The 22,979-nt window shown below is 65.9% G+C and carries 24 protein-coding genes; 9 read left to right on the top strand and 15 right to left on the bottom strand.

Features of this window, described 5'->3' with window-relative positions:
* Positions 1-35: 35 nt before the first annotated feature.
* Together GVL12_RS03435 and baeS are read right to left on the bottom strand one after the other, a co-directional pair.
* On the bottom strand, positions 36-713 hold the full coding sequence (locus GVL12_RS03435; protein WP_200843467.1) for a response regulator: 678 nt from the start codon (positions 711-713) through the stop codon (positions 36-38).
* Positions 713-2,095, bottom strand: coding sequence for a sensor histidine kinase efflux regulator BaeS (gene baeS, locus GVL12_RS03440; protein ID WP_200843468.1), 1,383 nt, complete (start codon positions 2,093-2,095; stop codon positions 713-715). Before baeS ends, GVL12_RS03435 begins: the two co-directional genes overlap by 1 nt.
* A gap of 130 nt (positions 2,096-2,225) precedes the next feature.
* On the opposite strand from baeS, the gene GVL12_RS03445 reads away from it, so the two are divergent.
* The 5 genes from GVL12_RS03445 (at position 2,226) to GVL12_RS03465 (ending at position 10,240) form a co-directional block, all read left to right on the top strand.
* Positions 2,226-3,416 carry an efflux RND transporter periplasmic adaptor subunit gene (locus tag GVL12_RS03445; protein WP_159911241.1) on the top strand — a complete coding sequence of 397 codons (1,191 nt, stop codon included), beginning with the start codon at positions 2,226-2,228 and terminating at the stop codon, positions 3,414-3,416.
* 8 nt (positions 3,417-3,424) lie between these two features.
* A complete protein-coding gene (locus tag GVL12_RS03450) occupies positions 3,425-6,583 on the top strand; it encodes an efflux RND transporter permease subunit (RefSeq protein WP_159911242.1) in 3,159 nt (1,052 codons plus the stop codon).
* On the top strand, positions 6,580-8,010 hold the full coding sequence (locus GVL12_RS03455; protein ID WP_159911243.1) for an efflux transporter outer membrane subunit: 1,431 nt from the start codon (positions 6,580-6,582) through the stop codon (positions 8,008-8,010). Before GVL12_RS03450 ends, GVL12_RS03455 begins: the two co-directional genes overlap by 4 nt.
* Positions 8,011-8,185: 175 nt before the next feature.
* Positions 8,186-9,130 carry an RNA polymerase sigma factor RpoH gene (gene rpoH / locus GVL12_RS03460; protein ID WP_159911244.1) on the top strand — a complete coding sequence of 315 codons (945 nt, stop codon included), beginning with the start codon at positions 8,186-8,188 and terminating at the stop codon, positions 9,128-9,130.
* Between the two features lie 120 nt (positions 9,131-9,250).
* Positions 9,251-10,240, top strand: coding sequence for a tripartite tricarboxylate transporter substrate binding protein (locus GVL12_RS03465; protein WP_159911245.1), 990 nt, complete (start codon positions 9,251-9,253; stop codon positions 10,238-10,240).
* 35 nt (positions 10,241-10,275) lie between these two features.
* On the opposite strand, the gene GVL12_RS03470 is transcribed toward GVL12_RS03465, so the two are convergent.
* The 4 genes from GVL12_RS03470 to GVL12_RS03485 are packed head-to-tail and all read right to left on the bottom strand — an operon-like array spanning position 10,276 to position 13,263.
* Positions 10,276-10,890: an SCO family protein gene (locus tag GVL12_RS03470; protein WP_159911246.1), complete on the bottom strand. Its 615-nt coding sequence runs from the start codon at positions 10,888-10,890 to the stop codon at positions 10,276-10,278.
* Between the two features lie 6 nt (positions 10,891-10,896).
* Entirely contained in the window at positions 10,897-11,793 is an 897-nt protein-coding gene (gene cyoE / locus GVL12_RS03475) for a heme o synthase (protein WP_159911247.1), read from the bottom strand.
* A 41-nt stretch (positions 11,794-11,834) separates the two neighbouring features.
* A complete protein-coding gene (locus GVL12_RS03480) occupies positions 11,835-12,590 on the bottom strand; it encodes a hypothetical protein (protein WP_159911248.1) in 756 nt (251 codons plus the stop codon).
* A complete protein-coding gene (locus GVL12_RS03485) occupies positions 12,532-13,263 on the bottom strand; it encodes an SURF1 family protein (RefSeq protein ID WP_200843469.1) in 732 nt (243 codons plus the stop codon). Before GVL12_RS03485 ends, GVL12_RS03480 begins: the two co-directional genes overlap by 59 nt.
* A 66-nt stretch (positions 13,264-13,329) precedes the next feature.
* Here GVL12_RS03485 and GVL12_RS03490 point away from each other — a divergent pair, with 66 nt between their 5' ends.
* The gene (locus tag GVL12_RS03490; RefSeq protein WP_200843470.1) at positions 13,330-13,563 is read left to right on the top strand and encodes a twin transmembrane helix small protein; all 234 of its coding nucleotides are present in this window, start codon (positions 13,330-13,332) and stop codon (positions 13,561-13,563) included.
* 63 nt (positions 13,564-13,626) lie between these two features.
* Here the strand turns inward: GVL12_RS03490 and GVL12_RS03495 are convergent, their stop codons facing one another.
* The 7 genes from GVL12_RS03495 to GVL12_RS03520 form a co-directional block, all read right to left on the bottom strand.
* Entirely contained in the window at positions 13,627-14,508 is an 882-nt protein-coding gene (locus GVL12_RS03495) for a cytochrome c oxidase subunit 3 (protein ID WP_159911250.1), read from the bottom strand.
* A gap of 49 nt (positions 14,509-14,557) precedes the next feature.
* Complete coding sequence (locus GVL12_RS03500) at positions 14,558-14,761, bottom strand: DUF2970 domain-containing protein (RefSeq protein ID WP_200843471.1); 204 nt, start codon at positions 14,759-14,761, stop codon at positions 14,558-14,560.
* Positions 14,758-15,390, bottom strand: coding sequence for a cytochrome c oxidase assembly protein (locus tag GVL12_RS03505; RefSeq protein ID WP_235033793.1), 633 nt, complete (start codon positions 15,388-15,390; stop codon positions 14,758-14,760). The genes GVL12_RS03500 and GVL12_RS03505 overlap by 4 nt, the downstream gene beginning before the upstream one ends.
* A 16-nt stretch (positions 15,391-15,406) precedes the next feature.
* Positions 15,407-15,526 carry a cytochrome oxidase small assembly protein gene (locus tag GVL12_RS26460; protein WP_235033794.1) on the bottom strand — a complete coding sequence of 40 codons (120 nt, stop codon included), beginning with the start codon at positions 15,524-15,526 and terminating at the stop codon, positions 15,407-15,409.
* Between the two features lie 4 nt (positions 15,527-15,530).
* Positions 15,531-17,171, bottom strand: a complete 1,641-nt coding sequence (gene ctaD, locus GVL12_RS03510; RefSeq protein WP_159911252.1) for a cytochrome c oxidase subunit I — start codon at positions 17,169-17,171, stop codon at positions 15,531-15,533.
* 29 nt (positions 17,172-17,200) lie between these two features.
* Complete coding sequence (coxB, locus tag GVL12_RS03515; protein ID WP_159911253.1) at positions 17,201-18,370, bottom strand: cytochrome c oxidase subunit II; 1,170 nt, start codon at positions 18,368-18,370, stop codon at positions 17,201-17,203.
* Between the two features lie 599 nt (positions 18,371-18,969).
* Positions 18,970-19,878 (bottom strand): biotin synthase, encoded by a 909-nt coding sequence (locus tag GVL12_RS03520; RefSeq protein ID WP_159911254.1) that lies wholly within the window; start codon positions 19,876-19,878, stop codon positions 18,970-18,972.
* Positions 19,879-20,006: 128 nt separating this feature from the next.
* Between GVL12_RS03520 and GVL12_RS03525 the strand changes: the two genes are divergently transcribed.
* Complete coding sequence (locus GVL12_RS03525) at positions 20,007-20,759, top strand: ComF family protein (RefSeq protein WP_159911255.1); 753 nt, start codon at positions 20,007-20,009, stop codon at positions 20,757-20,759.
* A gap of 4 nt (positions 20,760-20,763) precedes the next feature.
* A complete protein-coding gene (locus tag GVL12_RS03530) occupies positions 20,764-21,240 on the top strand; it encodes a tRNA (cytidine(34)-2'-O)-methyltransferase (protein WP_159911256.1) in 477 nt (158 codons plus the stop codon).
* Positions 21,241-21,261: 21 nt separating this feature from the next.
* Here GVL12_RS03530 and GVL12_RS03535 read toward each other — a convergent pair whose 3' ends face one another.
* Together GVL12_RS03535 and GVL12_RS03540 are read right to left on the bottom strand one after the other, a co-directional pair.
* Entirely contained in the window at positions 21,262-21,726 is a 465-nt protein-coding gene (locus GVL12_RS03535; protein ID WP_159911257.1) for a MaoC family dehydratase, read from the bottom strand.
* Between the two features lie 65 nt (positions 21,727-21,791).
* The gene (locus GVL12_RS03540) at positions 21,792-22,424 is read right to left on the bottom strand and encodes a LysE family transporter (RefSeq protein WP_159911258.1); all 633 of its coding nucleotides are present in this window, start codon (positions 22,422-22,424) and stop codon (positions 21,792-21,794) included.
* Between the two features lie 98 nt (positions 22,425-22,522).
* On the opposite strand from GVL12_RS03540, the gene GVL12_RS03545 reads away from it, so the two are divergent.
* On the top strand, positions 22,523-22,957 hold the full coding sequence (locus GVL12_RS03545; RefSeq protein WP_159911259.1) for a DUF1841 family protein: 435 nt from the start codon (positions 22,523-22,525) through the stop codon (positions 22,955-22,957).
* Positions 22,958-22,979: the final 22 nt, after the last annotated feature.

Below are 22,979 nucleotides of genomic sequence, written 5' to 3' on the forward strand. Positions count from 1 at the left end.
GCCGGTGGACATCGGGGGCCGTCGACCTTGCGGCTTCAGGCCTCAAAACGGTAGCCGACACCATAGACAGAACGGATCCAGTCCCCTGCGCCGACTTCGACAAGCTTGCGGCGCAGGTTCTTGATGTGGCTGTCTACGGCCCGGTCGGTAACGATGCGGTGGTCGGCGTAGAGCCGCTCCATCAGGTGCTCTCGCGAATAGACGCGCCCGGGGGATGCGGCCAGTGTTCGAAGCAGGCGGAACTCGACCTGTGTCAGGTCCAAGGGCCTGCCGTCAACGCTGGCACGGCAGGCGGCCTCATCGATCAGGAGGCCCCGTGCGGCCATGCTGCCCGGTACCTGACGATGGCGGCGCAGCACCGCGTGGACGCGCGCGATGACTTCGCGCGGGCTGAACGGCTTGCAGATGTAGTCGTCGGCGCCGATCTTCAGCCCGAGCAGCCGGTCGATCTCTGAGGCGCGCGCGGTCATCATGATCACGGGTACCGCGCCGAAGCGTTGCAGATCGCGGCAGATGTCGAGCCCGTCGCGGTTGGGCAGCATCAGATCGAGCAGCACGAGATCCGGCACCTGGGTACGGAATGCCTCCAGCGCCAAGGCACCGTCATCGATCCAGTGATGCGTGTAGCCGGCCGCCTGCAGATACTCGCCGAGCACGGCAGCCAGGCGCGGTTCGTCCTCGACGATGAGGATGTGGCCGGAGACGTCCTGCATCATTGCACCAGAGCAGGCAGCACCAGCACGATGCGCAGGCCGCCGAGCGGCGAGGCCTCGGCATCGATCTCGCCTTCATGCGCTTCGACGATGTTGCGGCAGATGGCCAGGCCCAGGCCGCTGCCGCCGCTGGCGCGGTTGCGCGAGGCTTCGACACGGTAGAAGCGCTCGAACAGGCGGGCGCGCTTGCCGGCTTCTACCCCGGGCGCGCTGTCTTCGATGACGACCTGCACCATGCCGTCGCGGCGGGTGCAGGAGACCACGACGTCACCGCCCGCGTCGGTGTAGCGCAGCGCGTTTTCGAGCAGGTTCGCGAACAGCTGCTGCAGCCGGAATTCATCGCCGTTGACCAGGAAAGGCCCCGGCTCGATCGGCGTGCGCAGTGCCAATCCGGCGGCGGAAAATCGCCCCCGCATGCCATTGAGAACGGCGCCGAGCACCACCACCAGATCGACAGGCTCTCGGCGATATGCCAACGCGCCGACATCGGTCAGCGAAAGATCGTGCAGGTCATCGACCAGTTGACCGAGCTGTCCGACCTGCTGGTGCAGTGCCGACAGCAAGGCGGGCGCCATCGGGCGGATGCCGTCCTGAAGCGCCTCGAGTTCGGCGCGCAGCACGGCAAGCGGCGTGCGCAGTTCGTGCGAGATATCCGCCATGAAACCGCGCCGGGCACGCTCGTTGTGCTCCAGCACCTGCGCGAGCTGGTTGAAGTCGCGCGCCAGCTGGCCGAGTTCGTCGGGTACATCCCCATCGATGCGGGTCGCATAGTCACCGGCGGCCAGGCGATGGGTTGCGCCGGCCAGGCCGCGCAACCGCTGCAGCAGCGTACGCGACAGCAGCCAGCCTATCAGCGCGGCCACCAGCACCGAGGCGATACCGATCAGCCACCATGCCCGCAGCTGTGCGGAATAGAACCGCGACTCGGCGCTGGCCAGCACCTTCTTGAACGGCACCATCGCCATCCAGCCGACGGTCGCGCCGCCAACCACGATAGGCTGCAATACGTCGTCGCGGCCCGCATCGGGGTTGCCGAGCACGACGCTGTAGTCGCGATCCAGCAATGCGATCCGGAACATGGCGCCGGTCTGGTCCGACACCGGGCGCGGATACGGCTGCGGGCCCGGCACGCGCTGCGGCTTCAGCAGGGTGAACCGGTCGGTTGCGCTCTCGCGGATGGGCCCCCAACTGCCGGCCTCCACATAGGCGGCTTCGACGCGCGGCATCAGCTCGGCGATGCGTGCCACGTCCTGTTCGCGCAGGTAGTCGGCAAACGTGCTGTGCAAAAAGACCTGTGCCGTCACGCCATAGACCACCACCACGACCGCGCATGCGGCCAGGATCGCAAGGAACAGCTTCGAGGTAATGCCGGGTTTGATCATGGATAGGCCTTGGGAAGATCGCTATTAATCCCTCGAAGCGTTGCCGACGCAAGCATCTGCGGCCATTCTTCAAATTTGCTCCACATTCGCGTCGGATTATGGCGAGCTTCAGACACACCCTGAGCCCTTCATGCCTTCCCTTCCGTCACGCCCGTCCTTGCTTTCCATTGCCCCCCTGCCGCTCGCCGGCATGGTCGCCCTGGTCCTTTGCGCCTGCTCGCCGCAGGCGCCCCCCTCACCGCAGGCGGCGCCCGAAGTCGGCGTGCACACGGTCGCCACGCAACGGCTGCCGGTCAGCCTGACGCTGTCCGGTCGCACCATGGCGCACATGACGTCCGACGTGCGCCCTCAGGTTGGCGGCATCTTGCAAAAGCGGCTGTTCACCGAAGGCCAGACCGTCAAGGCCGGTCAGGTGCTGTACGAGATCAATCCGGCCGCATACCAGGCAGCATTCGGGGTCGCGCGTGGAAATCTGGCACAGGCCGAGGCTGCCGTTCTGTCGGCCAGGCCGAAGGCGCAGCGCTACGAAACCCTGGTCGCGCTCGAGGCCGTCAGCCGGCAGGATGGCGAGGACGCGATCGCGATGCTGCGCCAGAGCGAGGCAGCGGTCGTGGCCGCCAGCGCCGCCTTGGAGGTCGCGCGCATCAACCTTGACCACACCCGCATCACCGCGCCGATCGGCGGGCGCATCGGCATGTCGAGCTACACGCCCGGTGCGCTGGTGAGCGCAGGCCAGGCCGAGGTGCTGGCAACGATTCAACAGCTCGATCCGATCTACGTTGACGTGACCCAGTCGAGCTCGCAATTGCTGCAGCTGAGGCGTCGCCTCGACGCCGGCCAGCTCCGGGCGGTGGACGGCAAGGCGCAGGTCAGCGTCGAGCTTGAGGATGGCAGCACCTACGCCCACACCGGCACGCTGGAGGTCGTCGACGCGCGTGTCGACGAATCCACCGGCTCGGTCCGCCTGCGCGCGGTCGTGCCCAACCCCGATCATGTGCTGCTGCCGGGCATGTACGTGCGCGCGGTGCTGGCGATGGCCTTCGACGAAGCGGCCATCCTGGCGCCGCAGCAGGCGGTCACCCGCAACGCAAAAGGCCAGGCACAGGCCATGGTTGTCGATGCCGAGGGCAAGGTCGAACAGAGGCAGTTGCGCACCGGCGCCGCAGTGGGCGACCGCTGGATCATCGCCGAGGGCCTCGCGGCCGGCGACCGCCTGATCGTCGAAGGCGCGCAACGTGCGCGCGCGGGAATGCTCGTGCGCCCCGTCGAAGTCACAGCCCCGGCCGTTGCGCCGGCGCGTGCTGGCGTTGCGGCGAACTGAGGTCCACCATGGCACGCTTTTTCATCGACCGCCCCATCTTCGCGTGGGTGATCTCCATCGTGATCACGCTCGCCGGCATTCTTGCGATCATCAAACTGCCGCTTGCGCAGTATCCCAACATCGTGCCGCCGTCGATCACGGTCAGCGCCGTCTACACCGGCGCCTCTGCCGAGACCGTGCAGAACTCGGTCACGCAGATTCTCGAGCAGCAGATGACCGGGCTCGACAATTTGCTGTACATGTCCTCCAACAGCAGCTCAACGGGCAACGCCTCGGTGACGCTGACCTTCGACTCCGGCACCAATCCCGACACCGCACAGGTCCAGGTGCAAAACCGTGTGTCGCAGGCCGAGCCCATGCTGCCCGACGTCGTCACCGCGAACGGCGTGACCGTCAACAAGCAGTCCAGGGGCAGCTCGTTCATGGTGCTGGCGTTCCTGTCCAGCGACGGCAGCATGGACGCAACGGACATCAGCGATTACATGGTGTCGAACCTGCAGGATCCGATCAGCCGAATCAACGGCATCGGTGGCATCAACGTGTTCGGTGCGCAATACGCCATGCGCATCTGGCTCGACCCGGAGAAGATGCGGCATTACGCGATGATGCCCTCCGATGTCAGCAGCGCAATCGCCGCGCAGAACACCGACGTGTCGTCCGGAGCGCTCGGTGCGCTGCCGGCCGTCGAAGGCCAGCAGCTCAACGCCACCGTGACGTCGCGCAGCAAGCTGCGCACCGTGGAGCAGTTCGAAGCGATCACGCTGCGCTCCAATATCGGCGGCGCAAACGTCTATTTGCGCGACGTCGCCCGCATTGAGCTGGGCGCCCAGTCGTACGCGTCACGGTCGCAGTTCAACGGCAAGCCGGCATCGGGCATTGGCCTGCAGCTGGCGGCGGGCGCAAACGCGCTCGCGGTGGCCGACGCGGTCCTGGCCGAGCTGGAGGCGCGGCAACCGTATTTTCCGACCGGGCTGAAGTACGAAGTCGTCTACGACACCACGCCCTTCGTGCGTCTGTCGATCAAGGAAGTGGTCAAGACACTGTTCGAGGCGGTGGTGCTCGTCGTGCTGGTGATGTACCTCTTCCTGCAAAACTGGCGGGCGACGCTGATCCCTGTGATCGCCGTGCCTGTGGTGTTGATGGGCACCTTCGGCGTTCTCGCGGCGATGGGCTATTCGATCAACACGTTGACGATGTTCGCCATGGTGCTGGCGATCGGCCTGCTGGTCGACGACGCAATCGTCGTCGTCGAGAACGTCGAGCGCGTGATGTCCGAGAAAGGCTTGTCGCCGCGCGAAGCCACGCACGAGTCTATGGGTCAGATCACCGGTGCGCTGGTCGGCATCACCACGGTGCTGACCGCGGTGTTCCTGCCCATGGCATTTTTCGGCGGTGCGACCGGCGAGATCTACCGGCAGTTCGCGATCACCATTGCCGCGGCGATGATCCTGTCGCTGCTGGTCGCGCTGACACTGAGTCCTGCCCTGTGCGCGAGCGTCCTCAAGCCCATAGAAAAAGGCGGCCATCCGTCGCACAAGGGCCTGCTCGGCCGCTTCTTCGGGCGCTTCAACCGCACGTTCGACCATGGTACGAACGCCTATGGAGTCGGGCTGGGCAAGCTGGTCGCGCGCCGAGGAACGGGTGTCACCGTCTATGTGCTGCTCATTGGCGTGATGGGCTTGCTGTACTGGCTGCTGCCCAGCTCGTTCCTGCCGCAGGAGGACCAGGGCCGATTGATGGTGATGATCAACGCGCCTTCCGGTTCGACCCAGGAGCGGACCCAGTTGGCGATCGATGCCACGACGAAGTTCATCGTCGACCAGCCCGAAGTCGACGGTGTGATGACCATCGCCGGCTTCAGCTTCGCTGGCAGCAGCCAGAACTCGGCGATGGGATTCATCCGGCTCAAGGACTGGAGCGAGCGCGACGCATCCGCCAGCGAGATCGCCCAGCGGATCACCAATGCCATGAGGGGCTCGCAGCGCGACGCGCAGGTGATTGCGATTTCCCCGCCCGCGATCAACGGCCTCGGGACGGGATCCGGTTTCACCCTGCAGCTTCAGGACGTAGGCGGGAACGGACACGAGGCGCTGGCCGAGGCACGCAGCCGCCTGCTGGAGCTGGCCAACAGCGACGCCCGCATCACCAGCGTGCGTTACAACGGCCTGGCAGATGCGCCGAACTACCGTATCGATATCGATGACGACAAAGCCGGTGCACTGGGTCTGGCTGCCGCCGACATCAACAGCACGCTGGCGATCATCATGGGCGGCAGCTATGTCAACGACTTCCTCAATAACAACCGGATCAAGCGCGTCTACGTACAGGGCGAGGCCTACGCACGCATGCTGCCCGACGACATAGGCCGCTGGTTCGTGCGCAACAGCGCGGGCGGCATGGTGCCGTTTTCCGCGTTCTCCAGCGCCGAATGGGGCTATGCGCCGCAGGTGCTCAACCGGTTCAACGGTGTCGAGGCGATGGAGATCACCGGGACTGCCGCCGACGGCACCAGTTCCGGCGATGCAATGGCGGCGATTGCCGAGCTGGTCGACGGACTGGGCGGCGGGGTCGGCTATTCGTGGTCGGACCTGTCGTATCAGGAGCAGGCCGCTGGCGACCAGGCCTGGTTGTTGTACGTGCTGTCACTGGTGTTCGTGTTCCTGTGCCTGGCGGCGCTTTACGAGAGCTGGTCCATCCCCATCTCGGTCATGCTGGCGGTGCCGGTGGGCATCGTCGGCGCGCTGCTGGCCACGTGGATGCGCGGACTGTCGAACGACATCTACTTTCAGGTCGGCATGCTCGCGGTCATGGGCCTGTCGGCCAAGAACGGCATCTTGATCGTCGAGTTCGCCAAGGAGCTTGAGGAGAAAGGCATGTCGCTGATCGACGCGACGTTGCAAGCCGCCCGCATGCGCCTGCGCCCTATCCTGATGACATCGCTGGCCTTCATGCTCGGCGTGCTGCCGATGGTCGTCAGCAGCGGCGCCGGTGCCGGTGGCCGGCACTCCCTGGGCACGGGGGTTCTCGGCGGCACGCTGGTGTCGACTTTGCTGGGCATCTTCTTCGTGCCGCTGTTCTACATCATCGTGCGCAGTCTGTTCCCTGGTCGCCGCAGGTTCCCGGTTGGGGCTGCGCTGGTGGCATCCGCCGACGAGGTGACCCGATGATCTGTATCGCACTGTCCAGGCTGACGCTGGCGCTCGCCAGCGCGGCGATCGTGGCCGGCTGTACCAGCCTCGCCCCCCGCTACGCGCCGCCTGCCGCCCCGGTGCCGTCCAGCATCGGAGTGGCCGGCAATGAAACGGCCCAAGCCCCCGCAGTCGCCCGTCTGGCATGGGACGACGTATTCCTCGACCCGCGCCTGCAGCAGGTCATCGCGCTGGCGCTGGCGGAGAATCGCGACCTGCGCGTCGCCGTGCTCAACATCGAGCAGGCGCGTGCGCGCTACCGCATCGGCCGCGCGGACCTGCTGCCTGGCGTCGCGGCGACCGCCAACGAGACCCGCGCGCGCCGCGGCGGCGCGTCCAATCCCGGCGACGGAGCCGCGTCCGGCCGCAGTGCGTCGGTCGAGGTCGGATTCAGCGCGTGGGAGCTGGATCTGTTCGGCCGCATCCGCAGCCTCAACGACCAAGCGCTCGCCACCTACCTGTCGACCGAGCAGGCCCAGCGCGACGCACGGCTGAGCCTGATCGCGGAAGTCGCCGCGACCTGGTTGACGGTGTCGGCGGACCAGCAGCGGCTTGCGCTGGCGCAGCAGACCCTGCAAAGTCAGCACGAAACCCTGCTTCTCACAGGTCACCTGCATGCGCGGGGCGCCGCGTCGGGACTCGACTTGGCCCAGGTGCAGGCCAGCGTCGAGCGCGCACGCGCCGATGTTGCCGCATTCACGACGCAGCTTGCGCAGTCGCGTATTGCACTGGACCTGGTGGTGGGCTCGCCGGTCGAGGCCGGGCTGTTTCCCGACGAGACCGCGCTCCATGCAGGAATCGCGCTGGCAACGCTGCCGCCGAACATAGACTCCAGCGTGCTGCTGCAGCGCCCCGACGTGCGCGCGGCCGAGTTCACGCTGCAGGCGGCCAACGCCAACATCGGTGCCGCGCGCGCGGCATTCTTTCCGTCGATCTCGCTGACCGCGTCGGCCGGGCGCGGCAGCGATCAGCTGTCCAGCCTGTTCGACGGTGGCAACCGTACATGGTCGTTCATGCCCAGCGTCACGTTGCCTATCTTCAATGCCGGCGCATTGCGGGCCTCGCTCGATATCGCGACGATACAGAAGGATATGGGCGTGGCGGGCTATGAACGCGTGATCCAGACTGCCTTTGCGGAAGTCTCCGACACCCTGGCCGCGCGCCAGCAACTCGACGAGCAACTGGATGCGCATCGCAGGCTGGTCGATGCGAGCCAGAGAGGCTACGCGCTGGCCGAAGCGCGTTTTCGAAACGGCATGAACAGCTACCTCGGCACACTGGACGCGCAGCGCACGCTTTACACGGCGCGCCAGGAACGGATCAGCCTGCGACTGACCGAGGCGAGCAACCGCGTCACGCTCTACAAGGTCTTTGGCGGAGGCACGGATGCGGCATCCGGGATGTGAGAAAAGGAAATTTCCCGGATGCATGGGCGCTGACCACGGCACCCATGACAGCAAGGCCGAGCCGCAAGCATGGACCATGCTGCCGTCAACCTCCAATTGCAATGGTTAAGGAACTTCTGCCTTAGCACTCTCTCCAATAGACTGCTAACATGAAGATATGGAAGAAAGGACTTCAATGACCTCCACATCCGCAAACATTGCGACGACCACCCTGGCGCCCACCAACCCCTGGGCGCTGGTACCTCCGCTGGGCAACCTGGACGCCTACATCACGGCGGTCAATCGTCTTCCCATGCTCACTCTGGAAGAAGAGCAGGACTACGCGCGCCGCCTCAAGAATGACAGCGACCTGGACGCGGCCGGTCGCCTGGTGATGTCGCATCTGCGTCTGGTGGTGGCCATTTCGCGCCAATACCTGGGTTACGGCCTGCCGCACGGCGACCTGATCCAGGAGGGCAATGTCGGCCTGATGAAAGCCGTCAAGCGCTTCGACCCCGAACAGGGCGTGCGCCTGGTGAGCTACGCCATGCACTGGATCAAGGCCGAGATCCACGAATACATCCTGAAGAACTGGCGCATGGTCAAGCTGGCCACGACCAAGGCCCAGCGCAAGCTGTTCTTCAACCTGCGCTCGATGAAGCAAGGGCTCAAGGCCGATGCCGCGGCGCTCGACGAGAGCACCCACCGCGACACGCTGAGCCCGCATGAGATCGACACCGTTGCGCAAAAGCTCAACGTCAAGCGTGAAGAAGTCATCGAAATGGAAACCCGGATGTCGGGCGGCGACGTGCTGCTCGATCCTTCGCCCTCCGATGACGGCGAGAACGCCTTCGGCCCCATCGCCTACCTGGCCGATGGTTCGCACGAACCCACGGCGATGATCGAGTCGCGCCAGCGCGACGCGCTGGCCACCGACGGCATCAGCCTGGCGCTGGGCGGTCTGGACGAGCGCAGCCGGCGCATCGTCGAGGAGCGCTGGCTCAAGGTCAACGACGACGGCTCGGGCGGCATGACGCTGCACGAACTCGCCGCGGTCTACGGCGTGAGCGCCGAGCGCATCCGCCAGATCGAATCGGCGGCCATGAAGAAAATGAAGAAGACGCTGGCCGAATACGCCTGAGTCTCCCGGCAGGGATAATCGGCGCACCGCCTTTGCAGGCTGTGCGCTTTTTTTGCGTGCACCGAGCGGCTGCAGGAGCAGGCAGCCAGGGCCCCAACTACTATCTTCGAGGAGTTCGCCATGTTTTCCACTTTGACCCGCCGTACGGCGATCGCCTGGGCGGCCTGCATCGCCGGCACGGTCGGCGTGCAGGCGCATGCCGCCGCCCCGGCCAACTGGCCCACGCGCCCGGTCAAGCTGATCGTCGGCTTCCCTGGCGGGTCGTCACCCGACCTGGTCGCACGCACGCTGGCCGAGCCGCTGGCCAGGATGCTGGGCCAGCCGGTGGTGGTCGAAAACAAGGTCGGCGCGGGCGGCAACATCGGTGCCGATGCCGTTGCCCATGCCACCGACGACCACACGCTGGGCCTGATGATCAATGGCAACATGACCATCGCCAAGCTGATCAACCCCAAGGCCACGTACGACCCGCTCAAGGATCTGCAGCCCGTGAGCCTGATCGCCACCGCCCCGCTGGCGCTGGCGGCATCGGCCCAGGCGCCCGGCAGCACGGCCGCCGAACTCTTCGCGGCCGCGCGCGCCAGCGGCGACAAGTGGAGCTATGGCAGCCCCGGCATAGGCACGGTCGCGCATATCGGCATGGAACTGCTCAAGACGCGCGCCGGCATCGCTCCGGTCCATGTGCCCTACCCCGGCAACCCTCAGGTCATCAACGCCATCATCGGCGAACAGATTCAACTGGCCCTGCTGCCCCCGGCCATGGCCGCGGCCCAGGCACGCGCCGGCAAGCTGCGCGTGATCGGCGTGACGTCGACCAGCCGCTCGGCGCTGGTGCCCGAGTACCCCAGCCTGTCGGAAGCCGGCATTGCCAACTACCAGATGGAAATCTGGAACGCGGTCGCCGCGCCGCGCTCCATGCCCCGGCCCGTCGTCGAGCGCCTGGGCGCGCTGCTCAGCGAAATCGCCCGCCACCCCGACATCCGCGCCAAGCTGTTCGCGCAGGGCTGGCAGGTCGCGGGCACGTCGTCCGAAGGCCTGGCCAACCGCATACGCACCGATGCCAAGGTGATGGGCGACATCATTCGCAGCCAGAAGATCACGGCACAATAACCTCACCTGGGCGGGCCAGGGCCCGCCCCGCCCTGTTAAGCCTTCTCGGCAAGCAGCGTGCGCACGTCGGCAGTCAGCACCTGCGGCCCGCTGCCGTAGCGCTCGTAGACGCGCAGCCGCCCCGCGGGGTCATAGACATAGCTGCCGGCCGAATGGTCCAGCGTGTAGCTTTCGGGCGTCGGGCCGTCGACTTTCTTGTAGAAGATCTTGAAATCCTTGGCGATGGCTGCGGTCTGCTCGGGCGTGCCGCGCAGGGCCACGAAGCTCGGATCGAAGCTTTCCATGTAGGCCTTGAGCATTTCGGGCTGGTCGCGCTCCGGGTCCAGCGTGACAAAAATGCCCTGCAGGCGATCGCCATCGGCGCCCAGCAGCGTCTTGACTTCGGCCAGTTCCTGCAGCGATGTCGGGCAGACATCGGGGCACTGGGTGTAGCCGAAGAACACCACCACCACCTTGCCCGCAAAGTCCTTGAGGCTGCGCTGCTGGCCCGAGGCATCGGGCAACGCGAAGTCGCGCGCATATTCGGCGCCGGTCACGTCCACCCCTTGAAAGCTCGCCTTGGTTTCACGGCCGCAGCCCGCCAGCAGGCCCGCCGCACCCGTGCCCAGCGCCGAGGCCAGCAACAACTTCAATACACGTCGTTTGTCCATAGTCGTTCAGAAAATATAGTGGTCCGCCAACAGTGCGGCGAACAGGAGGCTCAGGTGGATCAGCGAAAACCGGAAGGTCTTGCGCGCCAGGGCATCGGAGTAATTGCGCCACAGCCGAAAGCCATAGGCGCAGAAGCCGAAACCGAGCACCACGGCAGCCACCAGGTAGAGCCAGGAACTCATGCCGAAGACAAACGGCAGGAGGCATCCGGCAAACAATACCAGCGTATAGAGAAACACTTGCAGACGGGTGAATTCATTGCCATGGGTCACGGGCAGCATGGGCAGGCCGGCCTGGCGGTAATCTTCGACGCGGTACAGCGCCAGCGCCCAGAAATGCGGCGGTGTCCACAGGAAGATGATCAGGAACAGGATCAGCGCCTCGGGCCCTACCTGGCCGGTCACCGCGGCCCAGCCCAGCACCGGCGGCATCGCGCCCGAGGCGCCGCCTATCACGATGTTCTGCGGCGTCAGCGGCTTGAGGATCAGCGTATAGACCACGGCGTAGCCGACAAACGTGGCGAGCGTGAGCCACATGGTCAGCGGATTGACCCAGACGTAGAGCAGCGCCGAGCCCGCGGCGCACAGCAGCGTGGAAAACGCCAGTGCCTGGCCGTCCGACAGCTGGCCCTTGGCCGTGGGCCGCCAGGCCGTGCGCTTCATCTTCGCGTCTATGCCTTTTTCGACCAGGCAGTTGAACGCCGCGGCCGCGCCTGCCACCAGCCAGATGCCGGCGCAGGCGACACCCATCAGCACCAATTGGTCAAATGCGGGCCGGCCCGGTATGGCCAGCACCATGCCGATCAGGGCACAGAAAACAATCAGTTGCACCACGCGCGGCTTGGTCAGCGCATAGAACTGGGCGGCGCGCGAAGGGGCGCAGACGGTGGCGGCAAGGCTCATGCGGGAACTCGGAAAGAAAGGGGCGGCATGTCAGCGGTGTATCAACGGGGAGTGGCCGCAGCATCCGGGCGTCCCGCGGTGTCCCAGGACGCGGCCGCGCGCAGCAGGCGGTCGAGATCGCGCTTGGCCTTGGCGGCGCTGGATTTGTCCAGCGATGCGGGCATGCGCATCATCCAGTTTCCCATGGGATCGACGAGATACAGATGGTCTTCGAGGCGCTGGCCTTGCGCCGGTTGCAGCCAGCCGGCCAGGGCCTGGGAGTCGACGCGCAGCACCTGGCCCTGGGCCATCGCCGGGGCGAGGGCCGCGGGGGGCTGGGCCGCGTCATTGACCAGCCAGACCCAGTCGAGCCTGTCCTTCTCGCGGCCCAGGCTTTCGCGCAACTGGCGCTGCAGGTACAGGTGTTCCTCGCAGGCGGCGTTGCACTGCCCGCCTGCCACGCTGACCAGCAGCCACTGGCCCTTGAGCGATGCGAGTGGAACCGAAGCACCGGCCAGCGTGCGTGCATTGATATCGGGCAGCGCGCGCTGCGGCTCCATCAATTCGCCGAAGTTGCGCCGTCCTTCGGGTCGGACCACGTAATAGGTGAAGTAGGAGGCGATGACCGGGGCCGCGCAGACCAGCAGCACGCCTATCATCTGCCAGCGGCCGGAGCGCGTGCGCTGCACGGCCTGCATTGCCTCGCCCGCCGCGGGCAGACCATGCACGCTCAGGCCCAGCGGCTCGGCAGCGGCGCGCTCAGGCGGTGGGCTGCTGGCGCGGTCGAATGAAGCGTCGGAAGAGTTGAAACCAGACATAGAGAACCGCCATCAGGACACTGATACCAAACCATTGAAATGCATAGCCGTAGTGCTTGTCCACCCCCGCATCGATGCGGGGCCAGTCGCGCTGCAGGCCTTCGCTGTCCGCCCCCGTCTGCACCACGCTCATGGGCAGCAAAGGCAGACCGCTTTGCGCGCGAAACCGGGCCATGTCGAGATTCTGTCGGATAGGCGACGCTTCGGGAACAGGGTCTGCACCGGTTGCCATTTCGTACAGCCGTGCGGGTGACAACGCGAGCCGGCCCGTGACCGCCACCGGGCCCTGGGGCGTGTCCACGGGCGCGAGTGCCGTGCGGTCCTGGAAATTGCGCGGCACCCAGCCGCGCTGCACCAGCACCACGGCCGGTGCGGGCCCGTCGAGCGCGAGCGGCGTGAGCACGAAAAAGCCCGGGCGCCCGTTCATCTGCCGGTTGTCAAGATACAGCGTGTGGTCCGCCAGCCAGCGGCCCTGCAGCGCCACGGGCCGGTGGACCAGGTCTGCCGCCGGAGCTTGCAGCGCCTGCAGCAGCGCCGGGCCGGACAGCGGCGCCTGCTGGCCGCGGGCCTCGATGGCGGCGCCAAGCGCCTGCTTCTGGGCCGCACGGTCGAGCTGCCAGCAGCCCAGCGCGGCGGTGGCGGCAATTCCCAGCACCGCTGCCAAGGTGATCACCCAGAAGCGCGCGCCTACTGGCCAACCCGCTGGCCTTGTGCTTTTACTCACCGGATAATGGTCTCCATGAAAATCTTCATCGCCTTGGCCTTTCTGGGCATTCTGGCCAGCCTGGGCAGCGCCTTGTTCTTCATGATGCGCCGCCCACGCGATGGCGTAGAGGATAACCGCCGCCGCAGCCAGCACATGGCGCGTGCGCTTGCGCTGCGTGTGGGCTTGTCGGTGGTGCTGTTCCTGTGCCTGCTGATCAGCTGGAAACTTGGGCTTATCCAGCCTACGGGGCTGCCGGTGGGGCGCTAGAAAAGCCGAGGGCCGGCGCACAGCCGGCCCTGCACAGCGGCGGCCTTCGCCGCTACTCGCTGCCTACATCCAGTAGACCAGCACGTACAGGCCCAGCCAGACCACGTCCACGAAGTGCCAGTACCAGGCCGCACCTTCGAAGCCGAAGTGCTTGTCGGCCGTGAAGTGGCCTTTTTGCAGCCGCAGCGTGATGAAGAACAGCATCAGCATGCCTACGAACACGTGGAAGCCGTGAAAGCCCGTGAGCATGTAGAAGGTCGAGCCGAAGATGCCCGAGGACAGCTTGAGGTTCAGGTCGGTGTAGAGGTGGTAGTACTCATAGCCCTGCACGCACAGGAAGACGAAGCCCAGCACCACCGTGGCCCACATGAAGGCGATCGTGCGCCCGCGCAGGTTCTCGCGCAGCGCGTGGTGAGCGATGGTCAGGGTGACCCCCGACGTCAGCAGCAGCGCGGTGTTGATGGTCGGCAGCCAGAAGGGGCCCACGGTCTGGAACGGCTCGACGATGCCCGCTGGCGAGGCCGTGGCGCCGGCGGCCATGCTCGGCCAGACGGCCTTGAAATCCGGCCAGAGCAAGGCGTTCTCTATGCCGCCCAGCGTAGGCACCGAGTGCGCGCGGCCCCACCACAGCGCGGTGAAGAACGCGCCGAACAGCATCACTTCCGAGAAGATGAACCAGCTCATGCTCCAGCGGAACGACAGGTCGATCTTGCGACCGTAAAGCCCGCTTTCGCTTTCACGGATCGCATCACGGAACCACTGGTAGAGCACGACCAGCCACCAGGCGAGGCCGAAGAACAGGCTCCATTTTCCCCATTCGTGGCCGTTGATCCATTGCCCCGCGCCGAGGATCACGAAGAACAGGCCCGCCGCCGCCATGATCGGATGGCGCGATTCGCCGGGCACGTAGTAGTAGGGTGTTGCGCCCTGGGTAGTTCCACTCATTTCCTGCTCCTGACTCTCTAGGTCCTTGCGTCCGTCCGTAGCTTGGCGCTCAGACGATCCAGTTCACAATCAAGATCAAGCCTGCGACCAATAGAAAAATGGCCACCAGCCCCCCCACCACCACCTGCAGCGGGGTGATGCTTTCAACGTCTTTCTGGTAGTCGCTGCCCTTGCGCACGCCCAGCAATGCCCACAGCATGGCGCGCATGGTGCGCAGCGCCGAGGCTTTTTTCTTTTTGTCCGGGCCGGTCACAGCGTGGGCTCCTGAACGGCCGGCGCCGCAGCCTGGCGTGCTGCCGGCTGCTTGAGGCCTCCGGCGGGCGCGGGCGGCGTCTTGCCGCCGACTTCGAAGAAGGTGTACGACAGTGTGATCGTGGTCACGTCCTTGGAAATCTTCGGGTCGATGATGAAGGCCACGGGCCATTCCTTTTTCTCGCCCGGCTCCAGCGTGTACTGGTTGAAGCAAAAGCACTCGAGCTTGATGAAATGCGCGGCCGCCTGGTGCGGCGCATAGCTTGGAATGGCCTGCGCGGCCATGCGCCGGTTCTGTACGTTCTGGAACTCGTACTCGACTACCATGAGCTCGCCCGGATGCACCTGCACCGAGCGCTGGCGCGGTTTGAAGTCCCAGGGGCCGCGCGCGTTCGCGTCGAATTCGACGGTGATGGTGCGGCTCATGTCGACCTGGGAGTTGGCCGGCAGCTTCGCATTCGGGCCGATCTGGCCATTGCCCGGCACCTGGCGCTCGGAGATCGCGAGGATGTTGATGCCCAGCGCTTCGCAGACATGCTTGTAGATGGGAATCAGCGCATAGCCGAAGGCGAACATGCCGACGGCGATCACCGCCAGCTTGCCGACCATCTTCATGTTTTCCTGGCGCATTCCCACGGCGGTCCTTTTACTGCGCACCCAGCCACAGCATCTTGGCCACGAACCCCGCCAGGAAGACGGCGGCGATCGAGGCCAGGATCAGTGCCAGGCGCAGATTGCTTTTACGTTGTTCGGGCGACATTGCCATGTTCTCATCCAATCACGCGGGTCGCGGTAGGGTCGAGCTTGGGCGGGTTCTCGAAGGTGTGGAACGGTGCGGGCGAAGGCACTTCCCACTCCAGCCCTTCGGCGCCTTCCCAGGGGCGCTGCGGCGCTTTCTCGCCCTTGCCGCGCATCGCGGGCACGACCACGAACAGGAAGAAATACACCTGGATCAGCCCGAAGCCGAAGGCACCGATGGACGCCAGCATGTTGAAGTCGGCGAACTGCATCGGGTAGTCGGCGTAGCGGCGCGGCATGCCGGCCAGGCCCAGGAAGTGCATAGGGAAGAAGGTGATGTTGAACGTCACCAGCGAGCCCCAGAAATGGATGCGGCCGCGGGTTTCGGAATACATCACGCCGGTCCACTTCGGCGCCCAGTAGTAGTAGGCGGCAAACATCGAGAACAGCGAGCCCGCAACCAGCACGTAGTGGAAGTGGGCGACGACGTAATAGGTGTCCTGCAGCTGGATGTCGATGGGCGCCATCGCCAGGATCAGGCCGGTGAAGCCGCCCATGGTGAACACGAAGATGAAGCCGACGGCGAACAGCATCGGCGTCTCGAAGGTCATGGAGCCGCGCCACATGGTCGCGATCCAGTTGAACACCTTCACCGCCGTGGGCACGGAGATCAGCATGGTCGCGTACATGAAGAACAGCTGGCCCGTGACCGGCATGCCGGTGGTGAACATGTGGTGCGCCCAGACGATGAACGACAGGATGGCGATGGATGCGGTCGCATAGACCATGGACGCATAGCCGAACAGGCGCTTGCGCGCGAACGCGGGAACGATCTGGCTGACGATGCCGAAGGCCGGCAGGATCATGATGTAGACCTCGGGGTGGCCGAAGAACCAGAAGATATGCTGGTACATCACCGGGTCGCCGCCGCCCGCGGGGTTGAAGAAGCTGGTGCCGAAGTGGCGGTCGGTCAGCGTCATGGTGATCGCGCCGGCGAGCACCGGCATCACGGCGATCAGCAGGTAGGCGGTGATCAGCCAGGTCCAGGCGAACATCGGCATCTTCATCAGCGTCATGCCGGGCGCGCGCATGTTGAGGATGGTGACGATGATGTTGATCGAGCCCATGATGGACGAGGCGCCGAGCACATGCATCGCGAAGATGCTGGTGTCCATGGACGGGCCCATCTGCAGCGTCAGCGGCGCATAGAGCGTCCAGCCGGCCGCGGGCGCGCCGCCGGGCATGAAGAACGAGCTGATCAGCAGCGCGCCGGCGGGCACCATCAGCCAGAAGCTGAAGTTGTTCATGCGCGCGAAGGCCATGTCGGACGCGCCGATCTGCAGCGGAATCATCCAGTTCGCAAAGCCCACGAAGGCCGGCATGATCGCGCCGAAGACCATGATCAGGCCGTGCATGGTCGTGAGCTGGTTGAACAGCTCGGGGTTCACGAGCTGCAGGCCGGGCTGGAACAGCTCGGCGCGGATCAGCAGCGCGAGCACGCCGCCGACCATCAGCATGGTGAACGCGAACAACAGGTACAGCGTGCCTATGTCCTTGTGGTTGGTCGCGTAGAGCCAGCGGCGCCAGCCCGTGGGCGGCGCATGGTGGTGGTCGTGGCCCGCGTGGTCCGGATGGCCTGCTGCCGGCCCGTGGTTGTCAATTACTACGCTCATCTTCGATTCCTCGGTACGTTGGGGCCGGCTTACTTGCTGCGCTCAGCGACGATTTCGGACGGCTGCACCACCTGCCCGGTCTGGTTGGACCAGGCGTTCTTGGTGTAGCTGGCGACGGCTGCGAGGTCGGTATCGCTCAGTTGCTTCCATGACGGCATGGCACCGTTGGCAGCGCCGTCGAGCAGGATGCGGATCTGCTGGGCATGGTCGGTATTGAGCACCACGGCCGAGCCGTCGAGCGCCTTGATCGGCCCCGCGCCCTGGCCATTGGCCTGGTGGCAGGCCGCGCAGTTGGCCGCATAGACTTTCTCGCCGCGCGCAACCAGTGGCATCAGTTCCCAGACCCGGGTCGGGTCGTCGAGCTTGGCCGCGGCGAGCTTGCGCTGACCATCGACCCATTGCGTGTACTCCGCCGAATTGACCACCTTCACGTGGATGGGCATGTAGGCATGCTCCTTGCCGCACAGCTCGGCGCACTGGCCGTAGTAGTCGCCGACCTTCTCGGCGCGGAACCAGGTGTCGCGCACGAAGCCCGGGATCGCATCCTGCTTGATGCCGAAGGCCGGCACCATGAAGGAGTGGATCACGTCGTTGGCGGTGGTGATCACGCGCACTTTCTTGCCGACGGGCACGACCATCGGGTTGTCGACCTTGAACAGGTAGTCGACCGGGGCGTTGCGCACATCGCCGCTGTCCGACATCGCGCGGTGGCTGCTGTCGAGCGTGGAGACGAAGCCCAGGCCCTCGCCTTCACCGTTGATGTAGTCGTAGCCCCACTTCCACTGGTAGCCCGTGACCTTGACCGTCAGGTCGGCGTTGGTCGTGTCCTTCTGCGCCACCAGCACCTTGGTGGCCGGCAATGCGATCAGGATCACGATGATGAACGGCACGATGGTCCAGATGACTTCGACAGTGACCGACTCGTGGAAATTCGCCGCCTTGGCGCCGCGCGATTTGCGGTGCTTCCAGATCGAATAGAACATGACGCCGAACACGCCTACGAAGATCACCGTGCAGATGCCCAGCATCATCCAGTGCAGGAATTGCTGCTCCTGGGCGATGCGCGTCACGGCCGGATGCAGGTTGAGCTGATTCACGGCCGGGCCGCCCGGCAGGTCCTGGACGGCGTGGGCTGCCGTTCCCAACCCGATGCCTGCCATCGCGACAAATGCTTCCAGCTTGGAGGAAATGCTTTTCATAGTTCTCACTTACGTCTAAGCCTCAAGTTATCCAATCGACTGGGCTGCCGCGCTGGGTCAGCACCCTTGACCGCACCGCCCGCGGGCAAGCGCGCGGCGGTCATTCACCCGTTCGCACCCTCCCCGCGCAGAACCGGCATGGACAAAAAAAGAAGGCGCGGCGCCACACTGCGGCCCGGCCGTGCGTGGGCTGCGCCCACCCGAAACAAGGAAATTCGGCGCGCTGGAACCAGCGGCCGGAGAATGCAGTCTACGCTGTGGCTGCACCCCGAAGGCAGCAACGGCAGAGCACAACCCCGCCAGCGCCTGCGCGCCGGCGGTAGTCCACCGTTTCAGACGAAATTCATCCCATGCGCGAGCCAGTCGCCCGTCAACCCGCTGGCCCGACCCCGTGGCAAAGCGAAACACCAATTTTTTCTCCCATCGTGGCAGCAACGCCGAGGGTTCCTTCCCTGCCTTGAAGTGCGGCCCGCAAGGAAAGCTCTTTCACGTGGTCAACGCGTGCGACTTGCTCGCCCCCGTGACCCGCTCTTATGTGTCATTGCAAAAATTGTATGTCGGGAAGCCGCCAAAGCAATGACCGGAAAGTGACATTCGGACTAGCGCAAACCCGGGTTGCGCCCACCACGCAACATGGAACGCATGTCCTCGAGGGAAACGGCACTGCTTTCGCTCACGCGCAGCCGGGGCGTGGGCTTGTAGGCATGGCCATACACAATTTCGAAAGTCAGCGCCAACTGACCGTCGTGTGCGGGCGATGCGAGCCGCTGCTGCAGCGCCTGCTCGAGCGCACGGCGCCAGCGGCGCCCGCGCAGGCCCGCAAAGCGCGCCGGGTGCAGATTGCAGCCGAGCTCGCGCAGTTCCTGCAGCAGGCGCTGCGGCGTCGCGAACGTCAGCGTGATGTGCTCCATGTCCATCACCGGCTCGGAAAACCCGGCCTGTACCAGCATGTCGCCCCAGTCGTGCATGTCGGTGAACGCGTGGCCGGGCACGGGCCAGCCCAGTTGGGCATAGACCGCATGCAGCTCGCGCAGCGTGTCGGGACCCAGGCAGGAGAACATCACATAGCCGTCGACGGCAAGCGCCTGGTGCCATTGGTTGATGAGTTGCTGCGGATCGGCCGCGGTGTGCAGCGCCATGTTCGCCCAGAGCATGTCGACGCTGCCGGCCGCAGGCAGGCCGAACTGCACGGCGCCGCCCAGCCAGCGCGCGGGCTGCCACCAGCGCTTGCCCAGTTGCTCCTGGGCCACGGCCATGCGCAGTGGCGCGCCTTCGTGCACCTGCACGCTGGCCTGGGGATAGCGTGCGGCAAGCAGCCCATGGGCCTGCAGCCCGCCGCGCACCGGCTCCCAGTGGCACCAGCGCTTGGGCGCCTGCACTATCCATTCGAGCCGCTCTTCCATGCGCCGCGCGATTTCCTCGTGCAGCCAGGGCGACAGCGGCGGCGCGGCCTGATGCCAGCGCGCGGCGGCCACGGGATCGATGGTGGGAGGAAGCAGATCAGACATACGGACAACCAGGGCAGACAACAGGGCGGGATATTCGGCGGGACAGCGCTGGGCATGCCCCTGCCGACATTGGGCCACAGCCCGAAAAAACGCGCCGGGCGCACGGCGCCCGGCGTATAGTGCTGGCCATGTTTTTCCGCCCCGGTCCATGGCTGCTCCAGGGCCTGGCGCAGGTGCAGCAGGCCCTGCCCAGCCAGTGCGGCATCTGCGGACGCTGGCCCAGCCAGCGCGTCTGCGGCGACTGCACGGCGCGCTGGGCCGGCACCCAGCCGCGCTGCCGGCGCTGCGCATTGCCGCTGCCCGCAGGCGCAGCCGAATGCGGCGCCTGCCTGCGCGCGCCGCCGGCCTTCGACGCCGCCTGGGCGGCCGTGGACTATGGCTATCCCTGGTCGCTGCTGCTCGCGCAGCTCAAGTTCCAGCAGGACCCGGGCGCCGCCTATGCGCTCGCACAGCTGCTCGCACGCGTGCCCGGCGTGTCGGCCGCGCTGGCCTCGGCCCGGTGGATCGTGCCCGTGCCGCTGTCCGACCAGCGGCTGCGCGAACGCGGCTTCAACCAGGCCGCGCTGCTGGCCCGGGCGCTGGCAGGCAACTGCGCCCCCTTGCCGCAGGCGCCCGACTGCGCGCACCTGCTGGTGCGCGCACGCCATACGCCGGCGCAAAGCGGACTGCAGCGCGACCGGCGGCTGCGCAACCTGCGCGGCGCGTTCGAAGTACCGGCGTGGCAGACGGCGCGCCTGGCGGGGCAGCGCGTGGTGCTGGTCGACGACATCATGACCACGGGCGCCACGCTCGATGCGGCCGCGCAGGCGCTGCGCCGTGCGGGGGCAAGCCATATTTGCGCCATGGTTGTCGCGCGCACCCAGCGCCTGCCACGACAATAGGGACATGTTTCATATCGTCCTGGTCGAGCCCGAAATCCCCCCGAACACGGGCAATGTCATCCGGCTCGCCGCCAATACCGGCTGCACGCTGCACCTGATCGAGCCGCTGGGCTTTTCCATGGAAGACCGGCTCATGCGCCGCGCGGGACTCGACTACCACGAGTACACCCAGGTCAAGCGGCATGCGGGCTGGACCGTTTTCCTGCGCGACGAACAGCCCGACCCCGGCCGCATGTTCGCCATGACCTCGCACGGCAGCAATCCCCTGCACTCGGCGCAGTTCGAAGCCGGTGACTGGCTGATCTTCGGCTCGGAAACGCGCGGCCTGCCCGTGGCACTGCGCGAAAGCTTTGCGCCTGGACAGCGCCTGCGGCTGCCCATGCTGCCCGGCCAGCGCAGCCTCAACCTGTCAAATGCGGTGGCCGTGAGCGTGTTCGAGGCCTGGCGCCAGTTGGGCTTTTCTGGTGCCCGACCAGACTGAAAGCTCGATCACGCTTCCACCTCAGTGAGGCGCTCCATAACTATGAATGAGTGACTCGGCCACGCACACCGGCCGTTCGCTGCCTTCTCGCTCTATGGTCACGGCCCAGGCCATCTGCAGGCCGTCGGGCTCGATGCGCTCCGCCTGCTGCAGCGTCATGCGCGCGCGCAGGCGGCTGCCCACGGGCACGGGCGCGGGAAAGCGCACGCGGTTCAGACCGTAGTTCACGCCCATGCGCGCGCCTTCGAAAGCGAACGCGCTTTCAAAGAAGCGCGGCAGCAGCGACAGCGTCAGAAAGCCGTGGGCGATCGGCGTGCCGAAGGGCCCGGCCGCAGCGCGCTCTGGATCGACATGTATCCATTGGTGATCGCCGGTGGCATCGGCGAACAGCTGGATCTGCTGCTGGGTGACCGTGATCCAGTCGGTCACCGCGACTTCCTGGCCAAGGCAGGACAGCACTTCGGAATAGGAGGTAAAGGTACGCATGCAGCCCACTGTAGTGGGCGCGCGGCCTGGCCGTTGTCTGGCAGGCGACAAGGGCGCGAGGCGCCCTACTGCGTGCCGCGCTGAACGAAGAACAGGCCCAGGCCCACGGCCATCAGCAGGCCGCCGAACACCCGGTTCTGGACGCGCAGCGCACGCGGACTGCGCATCAGGCGCCGCAGGGCGCTCGCTCCGGCCGCATAGCCGTGCATCACCGTCGCGTCGACCGCGAGCATGGTCAGCGCGAGGATCAGCAGTTGCGACCACAGCGGCCGGCTGGGCGTCATGAACTGCGGCAGCACGGCGACCATGAAGATGATGCCCTTGGGGTTGGTCGCATTGGTCAGGAAGCCGGTCAGCAGGCGGCGGCGCAGGCTCAGTGCCACGGCCGGTGCGCTGTCTTCGGCCAGCGGGCCGGTGCTCGATCGCCACTGCGAGAAGCCCAGATAGATCAGGTAGAGCGCACCGACCACCTTGACGATATTGAACGCCCAGGCCGACGCCGCGAGCAGCGAGCCCACGCCTACGCCCGCGATAACGAGCACCAGCAGCAGGCCCAGCTGCAGCCCCCAGATGGTCGGGCTGGCCTGGCGCAGGCCGTAGCGCAGGCCATGGCTCATGGACAGCACCGCGCCCGAGCCCGGAGACACCGCGATGATCCACGCGGCAAGGAAAAAGGCCAACCAGGTCTGCAGGTCCATGAATCAGGAAGCGCGGTGCGAAAAACCGTCCATTCTAGGCGTGGACTCAAACCTGCGTGTGCAGGCAGCGCAGCACCCGTGCTACGCTGCGCGCCATCATGTTCAACCCTTCCCAAGCCGATGTCCGGCGCTTTTTCTGCGGGGTGCGCGCCAAGATGCTCGCCGATGCGCCAATGGAAGCCATCGAAACCCTGGCCAGCCTCTGGATTGCCGAGCACCCCGAGTACTTTGCCGAGCTCGCCGATGCCGATGCGGCCGTGGCGCGCAACTACGAAGACCCGCCCGGCCAGACCAACCCGTTCCTGCATTTGTCCATGCACCTGTCGATCAGCGAGCAGTGCAGCATCGACCAGCCGCGCGGCATACGCCAGGCCGTCGAACTGCTCACGCGCCGGCTCGATTCGCTGCATGAGGCCCACCACGCGGCCATGGAATGCCTGGGCCAGATGCTCTGGGAAAGCCAGCGCGCGGGGCGCCCGCCGGATGGGGATGGTTATATCGCTTGCGTTCAGCGCCGGGCTACAAAGGATTAGGCCCCCCTGAGCCGCTGGCGCC

This window comes from Pantoea sp. 18069, from assembly GCF_902706035.1.
Lineage (GTDB): Bacteria > Pseudomonadota > Gammaproteobacteria > Burkholderiales > Burkholderiaceae_C > Comamonas.

What these genes read in the sequence shown, in the direction of transcription:
- GVL12_RS03435 (WP_200843467.1), bottom strand. Translation starts at nt 713, where the DNA reads ATGCAGGACGTCTCCGGCCACATCCTCATCGTCGAGGACGAACCGCGC.
- baeS (WP_200843468.1), bottom strand. Translation starts at nt 2,095, where the DNA reads ATGATCAAACCCGGCATTACCTCGAAGCTGTTCCTTGCGATCCTGGCC.
- GVL12_RS03445 (WP_159911241.1), top strand. Translation starts at nt 2,226, where the DNA reads ATGCCTTCCCTTCCGTCACGCCCGTCCTTGCTTTCCATTGCCCCCCTG.
- GVL12_RS03450 (WP_159911242.1), top strand. Translation starts at nt 3,425, where the DNA reads ATGGCACGCTTTTTCATCGACCGCCCCATCTTCGCGTGGGTGATCTCC.
- GVL12_RS03455 (WP_159911243.1), top strand. Translation starts at nt 6,580, where the DNA reads ATGATCTGTATCGCACTGTCCAGGCTGACGCTGGCGCTCGCCAGCGCG.
- rpoH (WP_159911244.1), top strand. Translation starts at nt 8,186, where the DNA reads ATGACCTCCACATCCGCAAACATTGCGACGACCACCCTGGCGCCCACC.
- GVL12_RS03465 (WP_159911245.1), top strand. Translation starts at nt 9,251, where the DNA reads ATGTTTTCCACTTTGACCCGCCGTACGGCGATCGCCTGGGCGGCCTGC.
- GVL12_RS03470 (WP_159911246.1), bottom strand. Translation starts at nt 10,890, where the DNA reads ATGGACAAACGACGTGTATTGAAGTTGTTGCTGGCCTCGGCGCTGGGC.
- cyoE (WP_159911247.1), bottom strand. Translation starts at nt 11,793, where the DNA reads ATGAGCCTTGCCGCCACCGTCTGCGCCCCTTCGCGCGCCGCCCAGTTC.
- GVL12_RS03480 (WP_159911248.1), bottom strand. Translation starts at nt 12,590, where the DNA reads ATGTCTGGTTTCAACTCTTCCGACGCTTCATTCGACCGCGCCAGCAGC.
- GVL12_RS03490 (WP_200843470.1), top strand. Translation starts at nt 13,330, where the DNA reads ATGAAAATCTTCATCGCCTTGGCCTTTCTGGGCATTCTGGCCAGCCTG.
- GVL12_RS03495 (WP_159911250.1), bottom strand. Translation starts at nt 14,508, where the DNA reads ATGAGTGGAACTACCCAGGGCGCAACACCCTACTACTACGTGCCCGGC.
- GVL12_RS03505 (WP_235033793.1), bottom strand. Translation starts at nt 15,390, where the DNA reads ATGCGCCAGGAAAACATGAAGATGGTCGGCAAGCTGGCGGTGATCGCC.
- GVL12_RS26460 (WP_235033794.1), bottom strand. Translation starts at nt 15,526, where the DNA reads ATGGCAATGTCGCCCGAACAACGTAAAAGCAATCTGCGCCTGGCACTG.
- ctaD (WP_159911252.1), bottom strand. Translation starts at nt 17,171, where the DNA reads ATGAGCGTAGTAATTGACAACCACGGGCCGGCAGCAGGCCATCCGGAC.
- coxB (WP_159911253.1), bottom strand. Translation starts at nt 18,370, where the DNA reads ATGAAAAGCATTTCCTCCAAGCTGGAAGCATTTGTCGCGATGGCAGGC.
- GVL12_RS03520 (WP_159911254.1), bottom strand. Translation starts at nt 19,878, where the DNA reads ATGTCTGATCTGCTTCCTCCCACCATCGATCCCGTGGCCGCCGCGCGC.
- GVL12_RS03525 (WP_159911255.1), top strand. Translation starts at nt 20,007, where the DNA reads ATGTTTTTCCGCCCCGGTCCATGGCTGCTCCAGGGCCTGGCGCAGGTG.
- GVL12_RS03530 (WP_159911256.1), top strand. Translation starts at nt 20,764, where the DNA reads ATGTTTCATATCGTCCTGGTCGAGCCCGAAATCCCCCCGAACACGGGC.
- GVL12_RS03535 (WP_159911257.1), bottom strand. Translation starts at nt 21,726, where the DNA reads ATGCGTACCTTTACCTCCTATTCCGAAGTGCTGTCCTGCCTTGGCCAG.
- GVL12_RS03540 (WP_159911258.1), bottom strand. Translation starts at nt 22,424, where the DNA reads ATGGACCTGCAGACCTGGTTGGCCTTTTTCCTTGCCGCGTGGATCATC.
- GVL12_RS03545 (WP_159911259.1), top strand. Translation starts at nt 22,523, where the DNA reads ATGTTCAACCCTTCCCAAGCCGATGTCCGGCGCTTTTTCTGCGGGGTG.